The sequence below is a fragment of the Halonatronum saccharophilum DSM 13868 genome (assembly GCF_000517025.1).
In the GTDB taxonomy this organism is placed as follows: domain Bacteria; phylum Bacillota; class Halanaerobiia; order Halobacteroidales; family Halobacteroidaceae; genus Halonatronum; species Halonatronum saccharophilum.
Genome location: NZ_KI912097.1, coordinates 650,531 through 672,912, shown reverse-complemented (window position 1 = coordinate 672,912; position 22,382 = coordinate 650,531). Strand labels below are relative to the sequence as shown.

Below are 22,382 nucleotides of genomic sequence, written 5' to 3'. Positions count from 1 at the left end.
GGGTTGGTGATCATATGATCACCAACCCTTTATATTTTTATTAGTTTTATTCAACTCTCTCTTTATTAATATATTAGACCTTTTAAATTTAAGATATTCTTCTTTTATTTTCTTTCTCCAACTCTACTAAACGCTGGTCAATTTGGGCCAACACCTCTTGCGCATCTTCCTTTTGGGTTATATCATACTTATCAGCATTAATAACCAATATTTCAGAAGCATTATAATGATTAAAGACCCAATCATCATATCGAGAATGTAAGTTCTTCATATAAGCTTCAAGGTCTGGATTATTATCAAACTGTTCAAAGTCCCTTCCCCTCTTTTGGATCCTCTCCTCAATAGTATCAAAAGAAGCCTGCAAGTAAATAAATAGATCTGGAGCCTTCTTTGGCATACCTTCTAACTCTTCCATCATATTCTCAAGCAATTCTATGTAACAATCAAATTCTGCTTGAGACATATTACCACTTTCATAATTTATCCTTGCAAATAAAGCATCCTCATAAATAGAACGATCTAAGACATTATTCTTATTGTGTAAAGCTTTTTTTATGGATTTAAACCTCTTATTTAAGAAAAATATCTGTAATGCAAAAGCCCACCTCTTTTTATCTGCATAAAACTTGTCTAATAAAGGATTGTTATCAACTGATTCATAAAACACTTGACTACTTAAATGATCTGCTATAGACTCTGCATAAGTAGTCTTACCAACACCAATCATCCCTCCTAGTACAATCACTTTTTCTCTTTCCCCTTCCTCTCTCTTCTTTCTCATAAGCCCGTCCCTTTCCCAAAGAATTTACTTCAAAACAAAAAGAGTACTCTTATCTATAATAAGTACTCGCTCCGAACTATCTCTTAAAACATCTTCTAAGTAATAGCTTTAATTAAAATCAAACTAAAATTATTATAACAAAGATACTTACATAAAACAACAAGAATTATTAGGCTTTATTTTTTAAAATTAAATTTCAATACTTTTAATAAGCATAGATTTGAAGCTTCTAGAGATAGCTTACCTAAGTATTTTTTAACTTCCTCTAAAATTTCTTCTTCAACTTTCAAAAAAATCACGCTGTTTATTTATAAGCCAGTTTATATCAACCATCATTCTTCCCTCCTTATTAGTTAAGTATAAACAACTTAAATATGGCAATTTTAAATTACTTAATAATTAATCTTCTATGTTTATAGCTTATAACCTTATACTATAGAATTCAAGTAGAAAAGACTATACTTTACTTTAACAGACCATTTTTAAACTATATCCCTATACTTTCTTAATTATTAAAAAGAAAACCTACAGATAAATTCCTTATCTGCAGGAAAAAATAGAAAATATTCTTTAAAAATAACTAAAATAAATATTTTCAAAATATTCTATAACCCTAACTTCTTACTTATTACCTTAGCAGTTATTTCACTTACCTTTGCTTCAAAATCACTTAACTCCTTTTGATTAGAAGATAAAATCACTGATCCTAATATATCTCCTTGCTTAATTATTGGACAAATCAATATAGACCCTAACTCTCCCTCTTTACTCCTATAATTAGTACATATATCTTCATCCCTAGCACTATCTAAGATCATAGTCTTTCTAGACTTCATAGCTTCCTTGACTTTACCTCCTATAGCTCTAGTACCATACTCCTCCATCATAGAAGACGTTTCAAGTATTCTATCTGTATCTGAAATCATAACATTACACCCAGTTGTTTCTTCTAAAGTATCAATATACCCCTTTAAATTTGTAAATTCCCTTACGGGACTATATTTTTTCAAAATTACTGTATCATTTTGATCAACATAAATCTCTAGGGTATTACCATTATCTATCTTCATCTCTGTACGGATCTCTTTTGGTATTACAACTCTTCCTAAATTATCAATTTTTCGAACTATTCCTGTTGCTCTCACTATTATTACACCTCCTAGTATTTTTTAATAGTATATTACTTTGATTTCATTTTTATGCTAAAACTCCTATATTTATTGAAACTATTTGATCTTATTCAAATAATATTAAATTTAACCTACGATAAGTCTTATCGTCTACTATCCCAATATCCTGTAAACCATTATCCTGTTGAAACTTTTTAACTGCAGCTTTAGTGCCAATTCTATAGATACCATCAGGGTTATAATTAAAATAACCTAATTGCTTTAATCTTTTCTGTACTACCATTACATTACTCCCTCTACTACCTAAATTCAATTCTTTCAATGGTAGTCTCAAAGGGTGAAATTCACCTGAGCGAATATGAACTCTAGTGCCAACATTAACCCAATCATATAAAGCTTCCACATCACGATTTAACATCCTTATACAACCATGAGAAGCTGCCCAACCTATAGAGTTAGGCTTATTGGTTCCATGAATACCATACTTTCCCCAAGGAACATTTAATTTCATCCATCTTGTTCCAAACCCCCCACCCCATTTAGCTTTTTGATTGATCTTCCAGTCGCCTACTGGACTTGGAGTCGACTTCTTACCAACAGCGACCCTAAACTCCTTATATAACTTCTTGTCTGAGTAAACCTTTAGTAATCGGCTTGGAATATCTATAATTATCAAAACCTTTCCCTCAGGCTTATCTAACTTCTCTCCACTTACCTTCATCTCAGTCAATAAATCATCCCATAATTTCTTATCAACTTTAAAGTCCTTATCCATCCCCCTAGATTTTTGATACTCGCCTACTGCTTGGGCAGTTGTTGGCCCGTATATACCATCAACATCCCCTTCATAATAGTCTAATATCTTTAAAATTTCTTGTAAGAAAAATACTTTTTCTCCCTTCAAATAGGGTTGGGTTATATAAAGATTCTCCTTCCCGAACCCAAGACTAGCTTCTGCCCTTCCAAGAAGCGATAATGTTACAATAACAAAAAACACCCAAGCAAAATTCTTTCTCAACATATTTTTGCCTCATTTTATAATTATATTTTACTATTATTATTTCATTTTTTTCTTATTTTATTCAATTCTACTTAAATTCTAAAGTATTCTCTCTTTTATAGGTAAGCATTACTAGTATTATATAATTACTTTTAAAGAATACTAAGTAATAAGAAAATAAAATTAAGGAGCTGATTTGAAATAATGAAAAAAAATATGATTAAGAGTAATTTAATCAACAAATTTATTAACCAAGAAATAACAATGCAAGAATACATTGAAGCATTATTTAATCAGCTAAAGAACTATGATTAAAACTTTAATGAACTTAAATAATTCTAATCTTAATTAACTAAAGTTTCAAAATTAAAAATACCACATATAAATAAAGTAACTGCCTACTTAGTTAACTAAGTAGGCAGTTACTTTATTTATATCCTTCTATTTTCTTCTACTTGAGCATCTAACAATTCCTGATCTATTGTACTAAACTCAGGTTTTAGATCTATATAGCCTTCTTCTTCTAATATTTTGCTAACTTCTGCTATGCTACTTCTCTTTTCTTCTGGAAGACTATTCACAAATTTATAAACTTCCCTTTCAGGAGCCTTATATTCAAACTTAACGCCTCCATACTTTAAAAATTGTTCAATATCTTCTGCCATTTGTTCATCCCCTCCTTTAAATGTCGCTCTCGCCCATTTCCCGTTCATACTCAATATAATACTTTAAATTCCTTAGTAAAGAATCAATCAACTCTTCATCACCTAACGTCTCTAAAGTTCTATCCTCTTGAGTATCATAAATATATTCAAAGACCTCTCTATCTCCAAAAGGATCCATACTATTAATTAAACTTTCTACTCTTATCTCATTATAAATATCAGGTGACTCTTTGATCTTTTTAATCAAATCTTCTTTAAAACTCATTTTAAATCACTTCCCCACCCTTTATATTAATATAATCACTTATATTATCCCTAGTTAATTTTAAAAATATTCATAGGGCTTTTGGAAAGTATCACTGTCGTGCCACAGCTACTTGCTACTAGTTAATAGTCATTAGCTAAGAGCCAGTAACTAAAGGCTAGCAACTAATAAAGTTCTGCTTTATTATTACCCATAAAAATAAAAAAGCCGCTAGCGACTTTCGCTAGCAGCTTTTTTTGATACTATTTATTCTTTCTAATAACTACAACTCCTAATTCCCCTTCATACTCAGGTAATGGAATAGATATATCTCCACCCTCTCCTTCAAATCTCAAGTAAGTTATACCATCTCTACTTACTTGATCATTAAAAGCTGGGAACTCTTGAATCTCAAAGCTAGAGTAGTTATAAACTCTACTATCTATCTCAGGAATTCTATCTGCAATATTTGCAGTCATCCAATTTAAGTAGATTTTATTAAATTTCTCACCTGTAAATTCTTCAATAACATCTTTAGGATCATTAGAGCTTATCATAATCTGATTAATCAACTCTGGACCATACTGCTCAAGAATATAAGTAGCAAATAAAGAAGTAGCTCCACCAGATGCCAACCTACCATCATAAGCTAATAAATTAACCTCTTGGGTATTATTTAAATAACCAAAGTCCTTATCATAAACCCAACCATTTCCTCCATCTTGAGACCATCCAGACTTCTCTGCATCGATATAACCTGCTAGAATAGAAGCATTTTGTGCTAACCCTTCATCAATCCAAGCATCGTTTGCCACACGGTTGGCCCTTGCTTTATTTAAAAAGAATACTAAGTGCTGATATTGGTGTGCTGCTGCTCCTAACAGTGTATTCACACCTCTGTCTGCATTCAAATAAAATACCGCTTCTTCATTTCCATATCCCTCATATAAGTCAGCTGGATTAAAGTAACCTGTTATATCTAAGTGATCAAAATCAGTTAAAAGTACAATTACTTCATCTCTATTCTGACCATCTGTTAGACCTGGATAAATAACATTATCGAAATCATTTATCAACTTATCCACCGTATTAAAATCAATATCATAATCATTATCTACAAATACATGGATGTTCTTTCCTACTCCTTCTAAAGTAGCTCTTACATCTTCTTCTCTAACACCATTAGGTAAAGTAAATAATTTACTATCACCTAAAGTATACTCATTTTTAAATATACTTAAATCATCCCCATACCTTTCAATCAATTCAAAACCTTTTTTTCTTGCATCATATTCAACCTTTGCCATCCTATCATGAAAATTATCAAGATTAAGTCTAGCTTCAAAATTCTCTAAATCTAAATAAGAAATCCCTACTAACAACTCTTCACCCTCAGCTACATCTTCAATTAAAATATACTCTTCACTACTATCCACATAATATTGTGATACATTTCCTCCAAGAACATGTAAAGATATATCTGCATCCCCTTCTCCTAAAGTAACGTCTTTAATTATCTTATCATAACCATCTTTAATTACTTCAAGAGTATATTCGCCAGGCTCTAATTCTTCAAATGTCATCTTAGATCCTTCTTTTGTAGCTATAGTCTGTCCATCTTTTTTCAAAATAACCTTAGCATCTAATTCATTCTCATTAATATCAGAAATATCAATAACTAAATCAACCTTAACTATTTCTTTAACTACCTTCTCTTCTTCAACAGGCTTAATTTCAATTTTATCCAATTCTAAAGGAACAATAAGGTCATCTTCTCCTAATACAATTATAGTTTTAAGATCATCATAACCATCTGCTTTAGTTACTAAATCATATTCTCCTTCTGGTAAGCCCTCAAATTGTACTATTTTACCTGATTCAGTCTTACTTTCTCCCTCTCTAGAGATTGTAACTTCAGCTTCAGTATTAAGCTCCACAGTTAAATCAGAAAGGCTTTCACCTCTACATCCAACTAAGGCCAAAATTCCTACTAATAATATTGCTAATATTCCAATCTTCTTTCTAAATAAACTTTTCATTTTTCTTGCCCCCTTAATTTATTTAATTATATTTTTTGTCTAATACTTTAATATAACAATTAGACAAATATATCTTTTTTCCTTTAATTTCATCTATAAATCTATTATTTAAAGCAAAGCAATTTTATAAGATTGCTCTAGTATATATGTATAGATCTGATTTTATATGACTAACAAAAGCTGTTTATTGCAACTGAGGGAGGATAGAGAGGTAAACCCCTCGACCCTATTAATCTTCCTTGTTTGCATAATCAAAAATATTAACTATATTACTATCAAAAGAATCTCTCTCGTCCATAAACTCCCTATCCTCATATGATTGTAAGCCATTGAGTAAATTCAAGACTTCATTTCTTCCCTCTTTATACTTAGATTTAATATTATTTTCAAATAAATCATCAAATACAGCCTTAATTGCTAACATCTCTAAACTATTAAAGCCATCATTTTCTAACTCTTCTTCTTGAAATCTCTCTAACATATCACTAGCAACTTGTAGACAATAATCACCATCAATTATACCTGCAGCCCTTTTATCCTTATCAATTCTCATTATATCCCCCCTCAAGTTTAGTATTTGTAATCTAAATACTTTTAGTCAAAGGAGAAGATAAAATTAATTACTACAATGTTATTATATCTCACAATAATTAAAATAACCAACTTCACCATAAATTAATTTTATAAAATCTAAAAACGAGGCCATATTAAGGCCCCATTTTTATTAAATATGTTTAACTTTTTATTCAACTTTTTCGAACATATCCTTCCCTACACCACATAAAGGACATTCCCAATCATCTGGAATATCTTCAAAAGCAGTTCCAGCTTCAACTCCACTATCTGGATCTCCTACCTCTGGATCATATACATAACCACATACAGTACATTCATACTTAGCCATGCTAACTCCTCCTTTTAAGTTTAATGCTATTAATTATTGTAATCATCTTCCTTACCTTTTATAAATTAAATCCAAATTATTATTTTGAATTTATGGAATCTATTGCAATGAAAGAAGATAAAAGAAAATGAATCAACAATAATTACTACTATTAATTATAATTGATTGCTGTTTGTTTGTCAACATATCCCATGGATATTTGAGGTAAAAAAATAATTATACCTTCCCACCATAGATTTCATCTATAGCGGTTTTAACTATCTTTAGTGCATCTTTAAAGGAACTCTTGTACTTTATCTTCATATTCTCTAAGTGTTTTGCTCCTTTATCAGTTATTCTATAGTAACGAATTGATCTCTTATCTGGCTCATCCCACCAAGCCTTCAAATAACCTTCTTCCTCCATCTCTCTTAATAGTGGATAAACCATTCCCCTTGACGGTTTCCACCTAGTTCCCATCTGCTGGTTAATGGTATCTAAGATTTTTTGACCATACATTTTATCATAATTTTGTAATAGGTGAAGTATATAAATTGATGTAAAAGCAGTAGTACTTATTTTAGCAGGAAATTGTCTGTTTAACTTTCCTTTATATTTTGACATTAAAACCATTCCTTTCTTTGGTGATAAATAACCAATATATAAGTAAACACTTCTTTAAAATAGAATTTAAACAAAAATTCATAAACTCCTGCAAGAAGTTTATTTTATTCATCTGCACTTTTTACCTCTTATAATTAAAAACTTTTATGGAAGACTATAAAAAGAAGGGAGGTAAAGAAATGGCTCAAGGTCCAAAAGAAATTAAAGCAAATCATAAAGAAAGTGATAACCCTAAAAGTGTAAGTAATGAGATAGCCGATACTAAAGAATTTGTTGAGCAGGAATGGGGTGATACTGAATCTGCTAGCAAAGTCAACAAAGGATATCCCCAAGATCACAGTATGCCTGCTTTATTTGGCTGGATAACCCAAGAGTATCAAAGAGAGATTGCAAAAGATTTAGTAGAAATGGGTAAAGAGATAGAACCAAAGAAAAGATAAAAGCTAGAAATCTGGAATCGATAAAAGTGATTCCAGATTTCTAATTTTTAATCATACTATATAACACTATTAACTATCTCTCCATCCAAGAAAGATTCTAGATTTTTAACAGCAATATTCATTAACCTCTCTCTTGCTTCCTTTGGTGCCCAAGCTATATGAGGAGTAATTATAGTGTTTTTAGCTTTAAGCAATGGATTATCTTTAGTTGCTGGCTCTTTGGATAAGACATCCAGGCCAGCTGCCCTTACCTTTTCATCATTTAAAGCTCGGGCCAAATCCTCTTCAACGATTAATGGGCCTCTTGCGGTATTGATTAGTATAACACCATCCTTCATCCTGGCGATAGTCTCCTTATTTATCATCCCTCTTGTACTATCAAATAAAGGGCAATGCAAAGAGATTACATCTGATTTTTCTAACAATTCATCAAAATCTATATGTTTTACACCATCAATCACTTTCCCTTTATTCTTACCCTTATTATAAGCTAAGACTTCCATACCAAATGCTTTGGCTAACTCTCCAGTAGCTTTACCTATGCTCCCATAACCGATTATTCCAAATTTCTTGCCTGCCAACTCCATTAGAGGATGATTCCAATATGAGAAATCTCTAGCGTTGGCCCATTCTCCTTTTTTTACACTCTTACTATGTTCACCAACATTATGACAAATCTCTAAAAGGAGAGCAAAGACAAATTGTGCTACAGAATCGGTACTATAAGCAGGAATATTAGTTACTACTATCCCTAAATCCTTAGCAGCCTCCACATCTACCACATTATAGCCTGTTGCCAGAACACCTATGTATTTAAGATTAATTAACTTAGACAGTACCTCTCTCTTTAAAAAAGTCTTATTTGTAAAGATAATCTCTGCATCCCCTACCCTTTCGATTATTTTATCCTCGGGCGTACGATCATAGACCTTAAGATCACCTAACTTCTCTAAACCTTCCCAACTTAAATCACCTGGATTTAAAACCTTGCCATCTAATACTACTATCTTCATTTATATCATCCTTTCTTGTTATTAACTATTTTTTCCTAATTTCAAATTCATAAATTCTAAAAACTATTGCCCTATACAATTTATTATCTATAAAAAGCAGCCCAATATTGGACTGCTGCTTAACTCTATATATCTATATTATCGGCCAAATTAGCATTCTTCATAATAAACTCTCGGCGTAACCTTGCCTTAGACCCCATCAGTCGATTAAAGATGTCATCAGCCATTATCTCATCTTCAACCTCAATCTTCTGTAACTTACGATTTTTAGGATCCATGGTAGTATCCCAAAGTTGCTCAGGGTTCATCTCTCCTAGCCCCTTATATCTTTGGATAGTTACCCTACTTCTATCCTTACCCTTTAAATGCTCTTTTAACTGAACATCACTATAAAGATACTTCTCCTTCTTACCATACTTCACCTTATATAAAGGTGGTTGAGCAATATAGACATGCCCCTCCTCTATTAACTGAGGCATATATCTATAGAATAAAGTTAAAATTAAAGTACAGATATGAGCACCATCAACATCAGCATCGGTCATAATCACTATCTTATGATACCTTAACTTCTCTATATCAAACTCTTCTCCAATTCCCGCACCTAAAGCTGTAACTACAGATGCTATTTCAGTATTCTTTAAAATTTTATTAAGTCTAGCTCGTTCCACATTCATTATCTTACCCTTTAGAGGTAAAATAGCTTGAAACTCCCGATTTCTTCCCTGCTTGGCCGATCCACCTGCTGAATCACCCTCTACTAAATAAAGCTCACACTCTTCAGGCTTACGACTACTACAGTCTGATAACTTACCAGGTAAAGAGTTATTATTTAAAATCCCCTTCCTTCTAGCCAGCTCTCTAGCCTTCTTAGAAGCTTTTCTAGCTCTAACAGCTTCTAATGCCTTTTCAACCACAGCCTTAGCCAACTTAGGATTTGTATCTAAATAGTAACCTAAGAAATCATAAACAACCTTCTCTACAATACTTCTTATTTCACTATTACCAAGCTTTGTTTTAGTTTGGCCCTCAAATTGTGGCTCTGTTAACTTAACACTAACAACTGCAGTTAACCCTTCTCTTAAATCTCTTCCTGTCAAGGATGGATCTTTCTTCTTTAGTAAGTTATTATCCTTGGCATAATTATTAAAGGCTTTAGTTATAGCAGCTTTAAACCCTGTTAAATGATATCCACCATCATGGGTATTTATATTATTAGCAAAGGTATAGATACTTTCATTGTAACTTTTGTTATATTGAAAAGCTACTTCTACATAGGTATCATCTACCTCCTCTTCTATATAAACGATATCATCTACCAAAGAAGTTTGACTCTCGTTTAAATGTTTAACAAAAGCTTCTAAACCACCACTATAACAATATTCAACTTCATTCTGCTTATCTTCTCTATTATCAGTTAAAACTAACTTTAAATTTTTATTTAAGAAGGCAGATTCCTGAAGTCTTGTACTTAAAGTATCGAACTTATAATCAATTTTATCAAATATCTCCTTATCAGCCTTAAATCTAATCTGTGTCCCAGTCTCTTTAGTTCGTTCACCCTTTTTAAACTTACTAACAGGAATACCTTGCTTGTAACTTTGACGATATATATATCCACCACGATGAATCTCTAGCTCTAGCCACTCTGATAAAGCATTTACAACAGAGATACCGACTCCATGTAAACCTCCAGAGACCTTGTAGCCTCCACCATCAAACTTACCACCTGCATGTAAAGTAGTTAAAACTAATTGAGCTGCTGGTAACCCCTTCTTAGGATGGATATCAACAGGAATACCTCTACCATAATCCCGTACAGTAACTATATCACCTTGCTCTATAGAGACTTCAATCTTATCACCATATCCAGCCAAAAATTCATCTATACTATTATCTACAACCTCCCAAACCAAATGGTGTAGCCCTTTTGTTCCTGTTGAACCTATATACATTCCTGGTCTCTTACGAACGGCTTCTAAACCTTCTAAGACCTGAATCTGTTCTGCATTATATTCTTTATTCACTGCCATTCTAATCCCTCTCCCTTTATTACCACATTTTGTAAATTAACCTTCTTCATCTATTATAATAGCATATTAATACTTTTATAGCAACTTAGTATTAAAATTATACTTTAATAATCTCTTATTATCTAAATTAATCAAAATGACTAAAATTTATTCTAAAGCGAAGAATAATTAGGAATCAAGAGATACGGTTTTTGTGGATATGGTTTTTATGAATTTCACGAAAGGGCTGATAAGCCCTGAAGGATTTTCACGGAGAGTCTTGTTTTGTAAGACTCGTAGAGTCAGTAATATTGAATCAGTAAAAACAAAAGTAAATCAATTGAATACCCTTAGCATTTAGTAATAAAGAGTAGTTCTATTAGTTGTATCGCGAAAGTACCACTATATATTTTACAAATGAGAATTTAATGATATAATAAATAATGTTAATTAATATAGTAGAAATTGAAGGGAGTAGATATAAAATGAAGGATAAGAAGGTTACACCTGTCTCTATTGAAGAGAAGATGAAGAGTTCATACTTAAATTATTCACTAAGTGTTATTATAGATCGTGCCCTACCAGATGTTAGGGATGGTTTAAAGCCTGTACATAGGAGGATATTATATGCAACTAAAAAGTTAGGACTTACACCGGACAAGCCCCATAAAAAGTCAGCCCGTATTGTTGGTGAAGTTTTGGGTAAATATCACCCCCATGGTGATGCAGCAGTTTATAATGCTATGGTTAGAATGGCTCAAAATTTCAGTCAACGCTACCAATTAATTGATGGTCATGGTAACTTTGGGTCTATTGATGGTGATAGTGCAGCTGCTATGCGTTATACAGAGGCTAAATTAACCCCACTTTCAGAAGAACTGCTAAAGAATATTGATGAAAATACTGTCCAATTCACCGACAACTTCGATGGAAGTTTACAAGAACCACGAGTCTTACCATCTAGGGTACCTAACCTTTTAGTTAATGGGTCTAGTGGAATTGCAGTAGGGATGAGTACAAATATACCACCTCATAACCTAAATGAGGTTATAGATTCCCTAATTAAATTATTAGAAGATCCTAATAAATCAATTGAAGATATTATGGATATAATTCCTGGACCTGACTTTCCAACTGGTGGTACAATTATAGGTAATACAGGGATAAAGAAAGCTTATAAAACTGGTAAAGGAAGTATAACCTTAAGAGGCAAGAGTGTAGTTGAAGGTGCTGGCAGTGGTCGAAAGAGAATTGTTATTACCGAGATACCTTATCAATTAACAAAAACTAAGCTTATTGAAGAGATTGCCGATGCTGTTAAAAAAGCTAAAGTTGATAACATAAAAGATTTAAGAGATGAATCTGATCGCCACGGAATTAGAGTCGTTATCGATCTAAAGAGAAAGGCAAATCCAGAGATAATTCTTAATAGATTATATAAGTATACATCTTTACAATCTTCTTTAAGAATTAATCTATTGGCTTTAGTAGATCAAGAGCCTAAAGTTATGAATTTAAAAAAAATACTTAATCACTTCTTAGACTTTAGAAAAGAAGTAATCTTAAATAGAACTTCTTATCAGTTGGCCCAAAAGGAAGAGCGAGAACATATATTAATCGGGTTAAAGAAGGCTACCGATAACCTGGATAAAGTTATTGAAGTTGTTCGTAAGTCCAAATCTACAAAAATTGCTAAGAAGAACCTACAAAGGGAGCTTGAAGTAACAAAAGTCCAAGCAGAAGCTATATTGAATTTAAAATTGCAACGTCTAGTTGGCTTAGAGATTGAAAAGTTAAACGAAGACTTAAAGAAAGTAAGGGCAGAAATTAAATTCCTAAAATCTATCTTAGATAAGAAAGATGTTTTAGAGGGAATAATTAAAGATGAGTTATTAGAGGTTAAAGATCGTTATGGTGATCCTCGCAAAACAGAAATAATTGCTGATGACTCAAAGGCTGAACTTGATAAAAAAGATCTTATTAAAGACAAGAAAGTTGTGATCTCTCTATCCTTCCGTAATTATATTAAGCGAAGCGATACTAGAGATAATATCAGAGCAGGGAAAAATGATTTTATTACCCATATAGTAGAAGGAAGAACCCATGATAAATTAGTCTTTATAACTGATAAGGGTCAAGCGCACTTCATAACAGCCCATCAGGTACCCGAACACCATGGTCTTTCGACTGGAGATCCTTTAAACCAATTTTTAAAACTGCCTATGAACGAAAAAATTGTAACTATCCTTATGTTAAATAAATCTAACAAAGAAAAATATATTACTATAGCTACTAAGGATGGATTAGTTAAAAAGACTGAAGCTAAGGAATATGAAAGTACTATTTCTTCTATAATCGCACTAAATCTCAATGATGGTGATGAGGTAATTGGGGCATCATTTACCGATGGTGATAATAAGATTCTCTTAGGAACTAAAGCAGGTTATACAATCCACTTTGAAGAAGAACAGGTATCCCCTACGGGAAGAAATACTAAAGGTAGTAAAGGAATAAACTTAAAAGAGGATGATGAGGTCATCTCCTTTAATATTACTGATAAATCAGACCTAGTTATAGCTCTAACCAAAAATGGCAGAGGAAAGGCAACACCTTTAGATGAATATACATTACAAAACCGTTATGGAAAAGGACTAAAAACATTATCAAATGATAAATATACCCTATTATCTCTCTTTAGCGCTGAAGAAAACGAAAAAATTATGCTAGTAAGCGGCAATGGAGAACTTAAAGAAATGAAAATAGATAATATAACTTCAACCAAACGCTTAGGTAGTATGTATTCTCAACTAAAACTAGATAATGATGAATTTATTAAGGTGTTTAAATTGCCAAATCTTAATACAGACAATGATAAAAAATAAAGATAAAAGGTCCATCTCAATTATGAGATGGACCTTTTATCTTTTTAACTCTTTAACATTCTAATTATCTCTTTAGCGATACTACCTATAGGCTTAACAACATCTACTGCACCTATATTATAAGCTACCTTAGGCATACCATAGACTACTGATGTATCTTCATCCTGAGCAATGGTCTGCCCTCCAGCTCCTTTAATCATCTTCAGCCCTTCTGCCCCATCTTTACCCATACCAGTCAGTAATACTCCCACAGTATTACTTCCATACTCTTCTATAATAGATTTTATGGTAACATCAATAGCTGGTCTAACATTATGAACTTTATCCTCTTTGGATAGAGTTACCTTGCCCCTTTTAACCAGCATATGATAGCCGCCTGGGGCCAACAACGCCTTTCCTTTCTCCAAACGATCTCCTTCTTGAGCTTCTTTTACCTTTATATGAGAAAGACCATCCAATCGCTCAGCCAAGGATGTAGTAAAACCTGCTGGCATATGCTGAACAATAATTATATCTGCATTTATATCCTTAGGCAATAAAGTAACTACATCTTTGATAGCCCTTGGCCCTCCTGTAGAAGCTCCAATCACAAGAAGTTTCTTGTTTAAAGGAGTACTATTAGCAGATTTTGATATACTTTTAATCTCTTTTCTTTTGCTTTTAACCCTCTTATCATCAATAGTTTTGAATAGCTTTCTAGTCTTATTATTAGACTCCTTATTTTTCACCTTAGCTGCTAACTTGACCTTAGTTATAAGTTCTTCTTGTACTTTTTCAATATCTAAAGATATAGATCCAGAAGGTTTTAAAACAAAGTCAAAAGCCCCTAACTCTAAAGCTTTAATTGTAGTTTCACTTTGCTTACCAGTTAAACTACTTAACATAATAACTGGAGTAGATTTCTTCTCCATAAGCCTTTGTAAAAACTCCAAACCATCCATCTTTGGCATTTCAACATCTAAAGTTATTACATCAGGATCATACTTTTCTACCTTAAGTAGAGCATCTCTACCATTTCTAGCTTTTTCAATAACTTTTATCCCAGATTCTTCTTCTAACATCTCTCCTACTACTTTTCTCATAAATGCAGAGTCATCTACTACTAATACCTTTATTTCTGTATTGTTCTTGCCTTTATAATTCAATTCCCCACCTCCAGGATTAGCCTAGAATATTTACCAAAGCATCAGCTACCTTATTAGGCTTAATGGGTTTTACAATAAAATCTTTAGCTCCAGCTTTAAGTGATTCAACTACCATAGGTTTTTGACCCATAGCACTACATACAATAACTTTGGCACTTGGATCATGGCCCATTATTGCTTTAGTAGCTTCAATCCCATCCATCTTTGGCATTGTAATATCCATAGTTACCAAATCCGGCGATAAATCTTTATACATACTAACTGCTTCCTCACCATTAACTGCTTCTCCAACAACCTCATAACCATTTTCCTCAATTAACTTACTCAACATTGTTCTCATAAACTGCGCATCATCAACAATTAAAATCTTCTTCGGCAAGAGAATTCCCTCCTAATTTGTTGTAATTTCTTCTACATTAATAATTAAGGCGATACTACCATCCCCTAAGATGGCTCCACCTGCTATTTTCTGTAAGCTTTCTGATAAATCATTAATTCTTTTAATTACAACTTCTTGCTGTCCAATTATAGAATCGACCATTAAACCATAATTATCATCGCCTACTTCAACAATAACTGTAGGGATTTCATTTCTTTTTTCAGTTAAAGCTTCTTTATTCAAGTTCTTCCTTAAAGAGATAAGAGGAATTACAGAACCTCTACGATGAATAACCTTTTGGCTTCTAACAGTTTGTATCTCTTTTGGATTAACATCTACAATCTCTTGAATAGACTCTAGTGGTATTACATATTCTTGATTTGCTACCTTGGTTAAGAAACCTTGAATTATAGATAACGTTAAAGGTAATTTCATAATAAAAGTAGATCCTCTTCCTACCTCAGAAGTAATATCTACTGAGCCACTTAATGATTCTATCTTAGTTTTAACTACATCCATTCCTACTCCACGACCTGAGACATCACTTATCTCAGTATTGGTACTAAACCCAGGGGCAAAGATTAATTTAATAACATCAGAATCTTCCATACCTTCAAGCTCAGTTTGAGTAACTACTCCCTTTTCTAAGGCTTTCTGCCTAATTATATCCGGATTTATACCTTTTCCATCATCTTGAATCTGAATAACAACATTATTTCCTTCATGAAAGGCTGATAACTTGACTAGCCCTTTTCTATCCTTTCCTACCTTCTCTCTCTCTTCTGGAGATTCAACTCCATGGTCAATAGCATTTCTTAGCATATGAACTAAAGGATCACCAATCTCATCAATAATTGTCCTATCTAACTCTGTATCTTCTCCTTCAATTACTAGATTGATCTCTTTCTCTAAACCTTGGGCCAAATCACGAACCAACCTTGGAAAGCGATTAAATACCAAGCTGATTGGAACCATCCTCATCTCCATAACAGCATTCTGCAATTCAGTAGTAACCTTACTTAAGGGTTTTAGTTTCTTATTTAATTCATCTAAATTATAGCTTTCACCTACCGATTCAACTTGAGTTCTCTTAATTACAAGCTCTGCTACTAGATTCATTAATGAGTCTAAACGCTCTACATCAACTCTAATAGTACTTTTAGACTTTAACCTCTTAGAAAGCCTAGTGGCCTTATCCTTTTCATTAACCCTATCTTCTTTTTTATCTTTATTACTTTTAACTTCTTTATTAATAATTTCTTTGGCCCTTAATTGATCTATATCTTCTACTAGATCAACCTTTACCCTATCGACCTCCGAGATATGAATCAAAGATTCAACAATATTATCCTTATCTAGATCAGTTTTTCCTAAGAACAAAATAGAGAAGTTATTATCCATCTCTTCCTTTCTAATCTCTTCAACTCCTGGCAAGACTCTAATAATATCACCATAGTCCTCCAAGATTTCAAAGACCATATCTGCTCTTAAAGATTTAAATACACAGTCATCCTCTAACTGAATATCTATAGTTATAACCTTACCATCATTACTTTCGATAACCTGTAATTCTTCATCACTAATTTTAAAAGTATTCTTATCACCATCCGAAAAAGATCTCTTTTCTACATCTTTAAGATCCCCATCTTGAGAATAAGATTTTAACTCATCAATTAATTCATCCAAATTCTCTACCTCTTCAGGACTATTACTTAATAACTCTAAAGTATCTATTGCTTTAAATAATAAATTAATTACCTCTGTATCAACTACCAACTTCTCATCTCTAAGAAGATCCAATATATTCTCCATTACATGGGCTAACTCACTTACATTATCAAACCCCATCGTCCCAGCCATACCTTTAAGTGTATGTGCTGCACGAAAAGATTCATTAATCATCTCCATATTGCTTGGGTCATTCTCCAATGTTAGTAATGAGTCATTTAAAATATCTAAATGCTCTCTAGATTCACTAGCATACAACTCTTGAAAATCACTCATATCCATAACTATTTCCCCCTTCCTTAAAGTGCCCTTAAGCTTCTTCAGTTTGTAACTTTATCTTTTCCTTTGACCTTAATAAATTAGATAACTCTAGTAATATAACAATATCCTCTTCTATCTTAATAATTCCAGTAATATAATCCCCCTTAATCCCTACCATACTCTTAGGTGGTAGATCAATATCATCCTCATTAATATGTAAAACTTCTGAAACAGCATCAACAATTAAACCTACATTTTGGCCCTCAAAATCTACCACAATAATTCTAGTATCCTCAGTCTCTTCTAAATCTTCAATTCCAAATCTTCTCCTTAAATCAATGACAGAAATTATATCTCCCCTTAAATTAATAATACCTGCTATATACTTTGAAGAGATAGGTAACTCTGTTATCTTCTTCATTCGAATAATCTCATAAACCTCAGTAATCCTAACTCCAAACTTTTCATCACCAATATCAAAGACAATAGTTTGCCTAGTTTTAGCAGCCACTATAAGCCCTCCCTTCATATTTATAAAAAAATTGACATTCTAATCCTTTACACAAATTTTAACATAATCTATATTATTTATTAGTTCTAGATTTCATATTATAATTCCTTCTTAATTAGAGAAAAAAGTTAATTTAAATAAGTACTCTGGTTTCTCACAAATCTTTAAATAATTAATTTTTAAAGATTTCTCAATGAGTTAAAACAGGCAGAAGAATAAAGATAATAATACCCTTAAAAATAAAAAGACCACATAAAATGTAGTCTTTATCTTCTATCATCAAGCTCTTTATAGATATCATTCAACTCAACACCATAGTAGACTAAAGCAACTAAAAGGTGATATAAAAGATCTGCACTCTCATAAATTATTTCACCTTTATCATTCTCCTTGGCTGCCATCACTACTTCAGTAGCTTCTTCTCCTATCTTCTTCAAAAAGGAATTCTCACCTTTTTCATATAAAGATGAGGTATATGACCCTTCCTTAGGATTTAACTTTCTATCTTTAATCACTGTATATAATTCATCTAAGATTTCTCCATCTAAAGCCTTCTTATAAACCTCATCAGGATTAAAAACCTTCTGAGCTTCTTCCTTCTTCTTGATACCACGATAGAAACAAGACCTATGACCTGTGTGACAAGCTCCTCCTGTCTGATTAACCTTTATTAATAGTGTATCGCCATCACAATCATAATTAATCTCCTCGACCTCTTGGATATGACCTGAGGTTTCTCCCTTACACCAAAGTTCTTGACGACTTCTACTCCAAAAACAGGTTCTTCCAGTTCTAATAGTATGCTTTAAAGAATCTTCGTTCATATAAGCCATCATTAAAACTTCTTTAGTCTGGGCATCTTGAATTATAGCCGGTATTAATCCATTTTTATCAAATTTCAGATTACTTAAAGGCATCTTACACCAACCCCTTTCTCTCTTAAATAATCTTTAACATCCTTTATCCTATACTCTTTAAAGTGGAAGATTGAAGCTGCTAAAGCAGCATCTGCTTTTCCTTTAATAAAAGCCTCTTTAATATGTTCTAAGTTTCCTGCTCCACCAGAGGCAATTACTGGTATGTCTACTGCTTCAGAAACGGCCCTATTTAGATCATTATCATAGCCATCTTTGGTACCATCTCCATCCATACTGGTTAAAAGTATCTCTCCTCCACCTAAAGCTTCTATTTTTTTGGCCCACTCTATTACATCAATTCCTGTAGACTTCCTTCCTCCATGAACATAAACCTCCCAAGATTCACCCTTTCTCTTAGCATCTATTGCTACCACTATACATTGGGTGCCAAACTTTTCTGCTCCTTCCTTAATAAGATTGGGATTTTTAACTGCTGCTGAGTTAATAGATATTTTATCAGCTCCAGCCTTTAATAACTCTCTCATATCATCAGTAGTTCTAATCCCCCCACCAATAGTAAAAGGAATAAAAACCTCCTCAGAAGTTCTCTTTACTACCTCCACCATAGTCTTTCTCTTATCACTTGAGGCTGTAATATCTAAAAAGACAAGTTCATCAGCCCCTTCTTTATCATAATAGGCAGCCAGCTCTACTGGATCGCCTGCATCTCTAATATCAACAAAGTTTACTCCTTTAACAACCCGCCCCTTATCAACATCAAGACAAGGAATAATCCTTTTAGTAATCATCTTCTAACCCCCCCTTTTTTAATTGATAATTGATAGTGAATAATTGATAGTTAAAATCAATAACTTAACTCTAATATATCCAAATACTTTCCATTTATCATATTATTTGAAAAAGTTATTAAATAATAAATTTACTTAAAGTTATCAACTATAGATATTAATTCATAATGGTTCAACTTTAAGATTAGTAAAATACTATATAAAAGGTTTTAACTATCAATTATCAATTTTTAACTATCAACTGCTTTTATCGCTTCTTCTAAATCTAAACTGCCACTATACAAAGCTTTCCCAGTAATAACACCTGCAACACCGTAATCTTCTACTTCTAATAGATCTTCTATATCCTTTAACTTAGATACCCCACCAGAAGCAATAACCTTCAAACCTGTTGCCTGGGCCAACTCCTTGGTGCTTTCAATATTTGGCCCGCTTAGGGTTCCATCCTTGCTAATATCGGTATAAACTATCCACTCTACCCCTCGCTTCTTCATCGCCTTACCTAAACCAATTATAGTAGTGTCTGAAGTTTCAACCCAACCTTCAGTAGCTACATAGCCCTTCTTGGCATCGATACCTACTACAATTCTATCTGCCCCAAATTCCTCAATAGCCTTTAACACAAGATCAGGATTTTCTATAGCAGCAGTTCCAATAATTACTCTCTGCACACCTATATTTAGATAATTTCTAATCACCTCTAAGCTTCTAATTCCCCCTCCAACTTGTACTGGCATCTCTACACTATCAACAACCTTAGATATTAACTCCAAATTGGTAGGTTTCCCGTCTAATGCTCCATCTAAATCTACTATATGCAGCCTACCTGCTCCTTTAGACTCCCATAACTTGGCCATCTCTAAAGGATCACCATAGACCGTCTCCTTATCAAAATCTCCTTTATATAAACGAACACAATTTCCATCTCTAATATCTATTGCTGGTATTACTTCCATTAATTAAAACCTCCTTGTATTTAGCTATGTGCTGTGTGCTATGAGCCTTGAGCTAAAAATTCAAAACCTTAAAATCAAAGACTTAGCACAAATTAAACCCAGATTAAATCTGATTTTAAACCTTTTTAAAACCTTAAGTGCAAAATCATATACGCTGACAAGACCCCAGACAAGAGATGACTAAAATCTGACTAGACCTTTATTAATTTTAATTATTTAATCTTTTGTCCTGACCTTGTCGGCTCTTATCCGAACTTAGTCAGCGTCTATGCCTTTATTCTTATTCTTTATCCCTTATCACTTGATCTTTACTCTTGACTTTGTTCTTAATTGTACATTGTTAATTGTAAATTGTACATTGCTCTTAACTGCCCTTACCCCTTACTCTCTACGATCCTCCCAAAGTTCTCTAATATCTTCAGCCCTTGTTTACTACTCTTCTCTGGATGAAACTGTACAGCCCAGATATTGTCCTTAGCGATACTGGAGACAAATTCGATTCCATAATCGGTCTTTGTAGCTATAACCTTCTCATCCTCTGGAATAATATGATAAGAATGAACAAAATATTGGAATAACTCTCCTTCTAAACCTTTATAAAGCTTCTCTCCACCTTGAAGGTCTAGAGAATTCCAGCCAATGTGAGGCACCTTAATATCTAAGCCCTCAGGAAATCTTTCAACCCTACCAGCTATTATATCCAGCCCCTTAGTAGTACCAAATTCATCACTTTGACTAAAAAGAAGTTGTAATCCTAAACAGATTCCAAGAAATGGAGTTCCACCATCAACTACTTCATAAATAGTATCAATCAAATCAAGGTCCTTTAAATTATCCATAGCATCCTTAAAAGCACCTACACCTGGAAGTACAACTCCATCTCCTTTTAAGATCTCTTCTTTATCACTAGTAATCTCCGCTTCACAGCCAACCTTCTCAAAGGCCTTCTGAACACTACGTAGATTACCCATCCCATAATCTATAATCTTAATCATAATTTAACCCTCCATTCTTTGAAAAACAGTTAAGAAATAATAGAGAATATTTAATAAATAAAGTCATATATGCTTTGTGCCCTGTGCTCATAGCTCAAGACTCATAGCTTTTTTATTCTTTATCCCTTATCCCTTGACCTTGATTGTAAATTGCAAACTGTTCTTAAAGTTTACCCTTCGTCGACATAACACCGCTAATCCTATTATCTATAGTCACCGCTTCGTCTAATGCTCTACCGAAGGCCTTAAAAATTCCCTCAATAATATGATGTGTATTCTCCCCTTCAACCTTGCGAATATGTAGATTCATCTCTCCATTAAAAGCAACTGCAATAAAGAATTCTTTTACCAACTCTGTATCAAATTCACCGACTCGATCCTTTAACCCATCTACTGAAAAGTTTAAATAATACCTACCGCCAAGATCTAATACTGTATGAAGCAATGCCTCATCCATAGGGATAAACTTAGATCCATAACGCTTAATCCCAATTTTATCACCTATAGCTTCCTTTATTGCTTGCCCTAAAACTATTCCAATATCCTCAACAGTATGATGGTCATCAATCTCCACATCACCTTTAGCCTCTAATTTCAAATCAAAGAGTCCGTGTTTAGCAAAGAGATTTAACATATGATTTAAAAAAGGAACTGGCGTATCTATATAAGTTGTGCCACTCCCGTCCAAATTCAATTCCAAATCAATCTCCGTCTCCCCTGTCTTCCTATACTTCTTAACCTTTCTAGACATCTTAACTCCTCCTTTGGATTGTAGCTATGTGCATTGTGCTATGAATCAACAAAGATCACAGGCTAAAAAATTTTACCACTAATAAACACTAATAGTCACGAATAAAAGATTTAAAGACAAAAATCATACTTTATAATTAAAAATATCTAAAATATATTTCAATTCAATAATAATTTTAATTATATTCGTGTTCATTAGTGGTTCCAAAAAAGCTCTTGATTTTTTAGTATATCTCTAATACGCTCTTGATTTTAAAGACCTTGTTCTTAGCTCATGA

At 32.9% G+C, this 22,382-nt stretch carries 22 protein-coding genes; 2 read left to right on the top strand and 20 right to left on the bottom strand.

What is annotated here, in order from left to right; genetic code table 11:
* Positions 1 to 88: 88 nt before the first annotated feature.
* From HALSAC_RS0114485 to HALSAC_RS0114445, 9 genes are all read right to left on the bottom strand, one after another.
* Positions 89 to 781, bottom strand: a complete 693-nt coding sequence (locus HALSAC_RS0114485; protein ID WP_051412261.1) for a deoxynucleoside kinase — start codon at positions 779 to 781, stop codon at positions 89 to 91.
* A gap of 605 nt (positions 782 to 1,386) precedes the next feature.
* Positions 1,387 to 1,926 carry a stage V sporulation T C-terminal domain-containing protein gene (locus HALSAC_RS0114480; RefSeq protein ID WP_027340862.1) on the bottom strand — a complete coding sequence of 180 codons (540 nt, stop codon included), beginning with the start codon at positions 1,924 to 1,926 and terminating at the stop codon, positions 1,387 to 1,389.
* 91 nt (positions 1,927 to 2,017) lie between these two features.
* The gene (locus tag HALSAC_RS0114475) at positions 2,018 to 2,932 is read right to left on the bottom strand and encodes a L,D-transpeptidase family protein (protein WP_027340861.1); all 915 of its coding nucleotides are present in this window, start codon (positions 2,930 to 2,932) and stop codon (positions 2,018 to 2,020) included.
* Positions 2,933 to 3,342: 410 nt separating this feature from the next.
* Entirely contained in the window at positions 3,343 to 3,576 is a 234-nt protein-coding gene (locus HALSAC_RS0114470) for a hypothetical protein (protein ID WP_027340860.1), read from the bottom strand.
* Positions 3,577 to 3,592: 16 nt separating this feature from the next.
* Entirely contained in the window at positions 3,593 to 3,841 is a 249-nt protein-coding gene (locus HALSAC_RS0114465) for a hypothetical protein (RefSeq protein WP_027340859.1), read from the bottom strand.
* A gap of 242 nt (positions 3,842 to 4,083) precedes the next feature.
* Positions 4,084 to 5,859, bottom strand: coding sequence for a collagen binding domain-containing protein (locus tag HALSAC_RS0114460; protein ID WP_027340858.1), 1,776 nt, complete (start codon positions 5,857 to 5,859; stop codon positions 4,084 to 4,086).
* Between the two features lie 229 nt (positions 5,860 to 6,088).
* Entirely contained in the window at positions 6,089 to 6,412 is a 324-nt protein-coding gene (locus HALSAC_RS0114455) for a hypothetical protein (protein ID WP_027340857.1), read from the bottom strand.
* Between the two features lie 189 nt (positions 6,413 to 6,601).
* Positions 6,602 to 6,763 carry a rubredoxin gene (rd, locus tag HALSAC_RS16955; RefSeq protein WP_084804524.1) on the bottom strand — a complete coding sequence of 54 codons (162 nt, stop codon included), beginning with the start codon at positions 6,761 to 6,763 and terminating at the stop codon, positions 6,602 to 6,604.
* Between the two features lie 216 nt (positions 6,764 to 6,979).
* Positions 6,980 to 7,366, bottom strand: coding sequence for a PadR family transcriptional regulator (locus HALSAC_RS0114445; protein WP_027340856.1), 387 nt, complete (start codon positions 7,364 to 7,366; stop codon positions 6,980 to 6,982).
* A 179-nt stretch (positions 7,367 to 7,545) separates the two neighbouring features.
* Here HALSAC_RS0114445 and HALSAC_RS16185 point away from each other — a divergent pair, with 179 nt between their 5' ends.
* On the top strand, positions 7,546 to 7,806 hold the full coding sequence (locus tag HALSAC_RS16185; RefSeq protein WP_035571954.1) for a hypothetical protein: 261 nt from the start codon (positions 7,546 to 7,548) through the stop codon (positions 7,804 to 7,806).
* 56 nt (positions 7,807 to 7,862) lie between these two features.
* Here HALSAC_RS16185 and HALSAC_RS0114435 read toward each other — a convergent pair whose 3' ends face one another.
* Together HALSAC_RS0114435 and gyrB are read right to left on the bottom strand one after the other, a co-directional pair.
* Positions 7,863 to 8,819, bottom strand: coding sequence for a D-2-hydroxyacid dehydrogenase (locus HALSAC_RS0114435; RefSeq protein ID WP_027340855.1), 957 nt, complete (start codon positions 8,817 to 8,819; stop codon positions 7,863 to 7,865).
* Between the two features lie 125 nt (positions 8,820 to 8,944).
* Positions 8,945 to 10,852, bottom strand: a complete 1,908-nt coding sequence (gyrB, locus tag HALSAC_RS0114430; protein WP_027340854.1) for a DNA topoisomerase (ATP-hydrolyzing) subunit B — start codon at positions 10,850 to 10,852, stop codon at positions 8,945 to 8,947.
* A 464-nt stretch (positions 10,853 to 11,316) separates the two neighbouring features.
* Between gyrB and gyrA the strand changes: the two genes are divergently transcribed.
* Complete coding sequence (gene gyrA, locus HALSAC_RS0114425) at positions 11,317 to 13,713, top strand: DNA gyrase subunit A (RefSeq protein WP_027340853.1); 2,397 nt, start codon at positions 11,317 to 11,319, stop codon at positions 13,711 to 13,713.
* 44 nt (positions 13,714 to 13,757) lie between these two features.
* Here gyrA and HALSAC_RS0114420 read toward each other — a convergent pair whose 3' ends face one another.
* From HALSAC_RS0114420 to hisB, 9 genes are all read right to left on the bottom strand, one after another.
* Positions 13,758 to 14,795 carry a protein-glutamate methylesterase/protein-glutamine glutaminase gene (locus tag HALSAC_RS0114420; RefSeq protein WP_051412269.1) on the bottom strand — a complete coding sequence of 346 codons (1,038 nt, stop codon included), beginning with the start codon at positions 14,793 to 14,795 and terminating at the stop codon, positions 13,758 to 13,760.
* Between the two features lie 79 nt (positions 14,796 to 14,874).
* Positions 14,875 to 15,237 (bottom strand): response regulator, encoded by a 363-nt coding sequence (locus HALSAC_RS0114415; protein WP_027340851.1) that lies wholly within the window; start codon positions 15,235 to 15,237, stop codon positions 14,875 to 14,877.
* A gap of 12 nt (positions 15,238 to 15,249) precedes the next feature.
* Positions 15,250 to 17,247, bottom strand: a complete 1,998-nt coding sequence (locus HALSAC_RS0114410) for a chemotaxis protein CheA (protein WP_027340850.1) — start codon at positions 17,245 to 17,247, stop codon at positions 15,250 to 15,252.
* A 28-nt stretch (positions 17,248 to 17,275) separates the two neighbouring features.
* Positions 17,276 to 17,737 carry a chemotaxis protein CheW gene (locus HALSAC_RS0114405; RefSeq protein WP_051412260.1) on the bottom strand — a complete coding sequence of 154 codons (462 nt, stop codon included), beginning with the start codon at positions 17,735 to 17,737 and terminating at the stop codon, positions 17,276 to 17,278.
* 266 nt (positions 17,738 to 18,003) lie between these two features.
* Positions 18,004 to 18,654, bottom strand: coding sequence for a bifunctional phosphoribosyl-AMP cyclohydrolase/phosphoribosyl-ATP diphosphatase HisIE (gene hisIE, locus HALSAC_RS0114400; RefSeq protein ID WP_027340848.1), 651 nt, complete (start codon positions 18,652 to 18,654; stop codon positions 18,004 to 18,006).
* On the bottom strand, positions 18,645 to 19,403 hold the full coding sequence (hisF, locus tag HALSAC_RS0114395; RefSeq protein ID WP_027340847.1) for an imidazole glycerol phosphate synthase subunit HisF: 759 nt from the start codon (positions 19,401 to 19,403) through the stop codon (positions 18,645 to 18,647). Before hisF ends, hisIE begins: the two co-directional genes overlap by 10 nt.
* A gap of 230 nt (positions 19,404 to 19,633) precedes the next feature.
* Positions 19,634 to 20,359, bottom strand: a complete 726-nt coding sequence (gene hisA, locus HALSAC_RS0114390) for a 1-(5-phosphoribosyl)-5-[(5-phosphoribosylamino)methylideneamino]imidazole-4-carboxamide isomerase (RefSeq protein WP_027340846.1) — start codon at positions 20,357 to 20,359, stop codon at positions 19,634 to 19,636.
* A 374-nt stretch (positions 20,360 to 20,733) separates the two neighbouring features.
* The gene (gene hisH / locus HALSAC_RS0114385; RefSeq protein WP_027340845.1) at positions 20,734 to 21,354 is read right to left on the bottom strand and encodes an imidazole glycerol phosphate synthase subunit HisH; all 621 of its coding nucleotides are present in this window, start codon (positions 21,352 to 21,354) and stop codon (positions 20,734 to 20,736) included.
* 163 nt (positions 21,355 to 21,517) lie between these two features.
* Entirely contained in the window at positions 21,518 to 22,105 is a 588-nt protein-coding gene (gene hisB, locus HALSAC_RS0114380; RefSeq protein ID WP_027340844.1) for an imidazoleglycerol-phosphate dehydratase HisB, read from the bottom strand.
* Between the last annotated feature and the right edge of the window lie 277 nt (positions 22,106 to 22,382).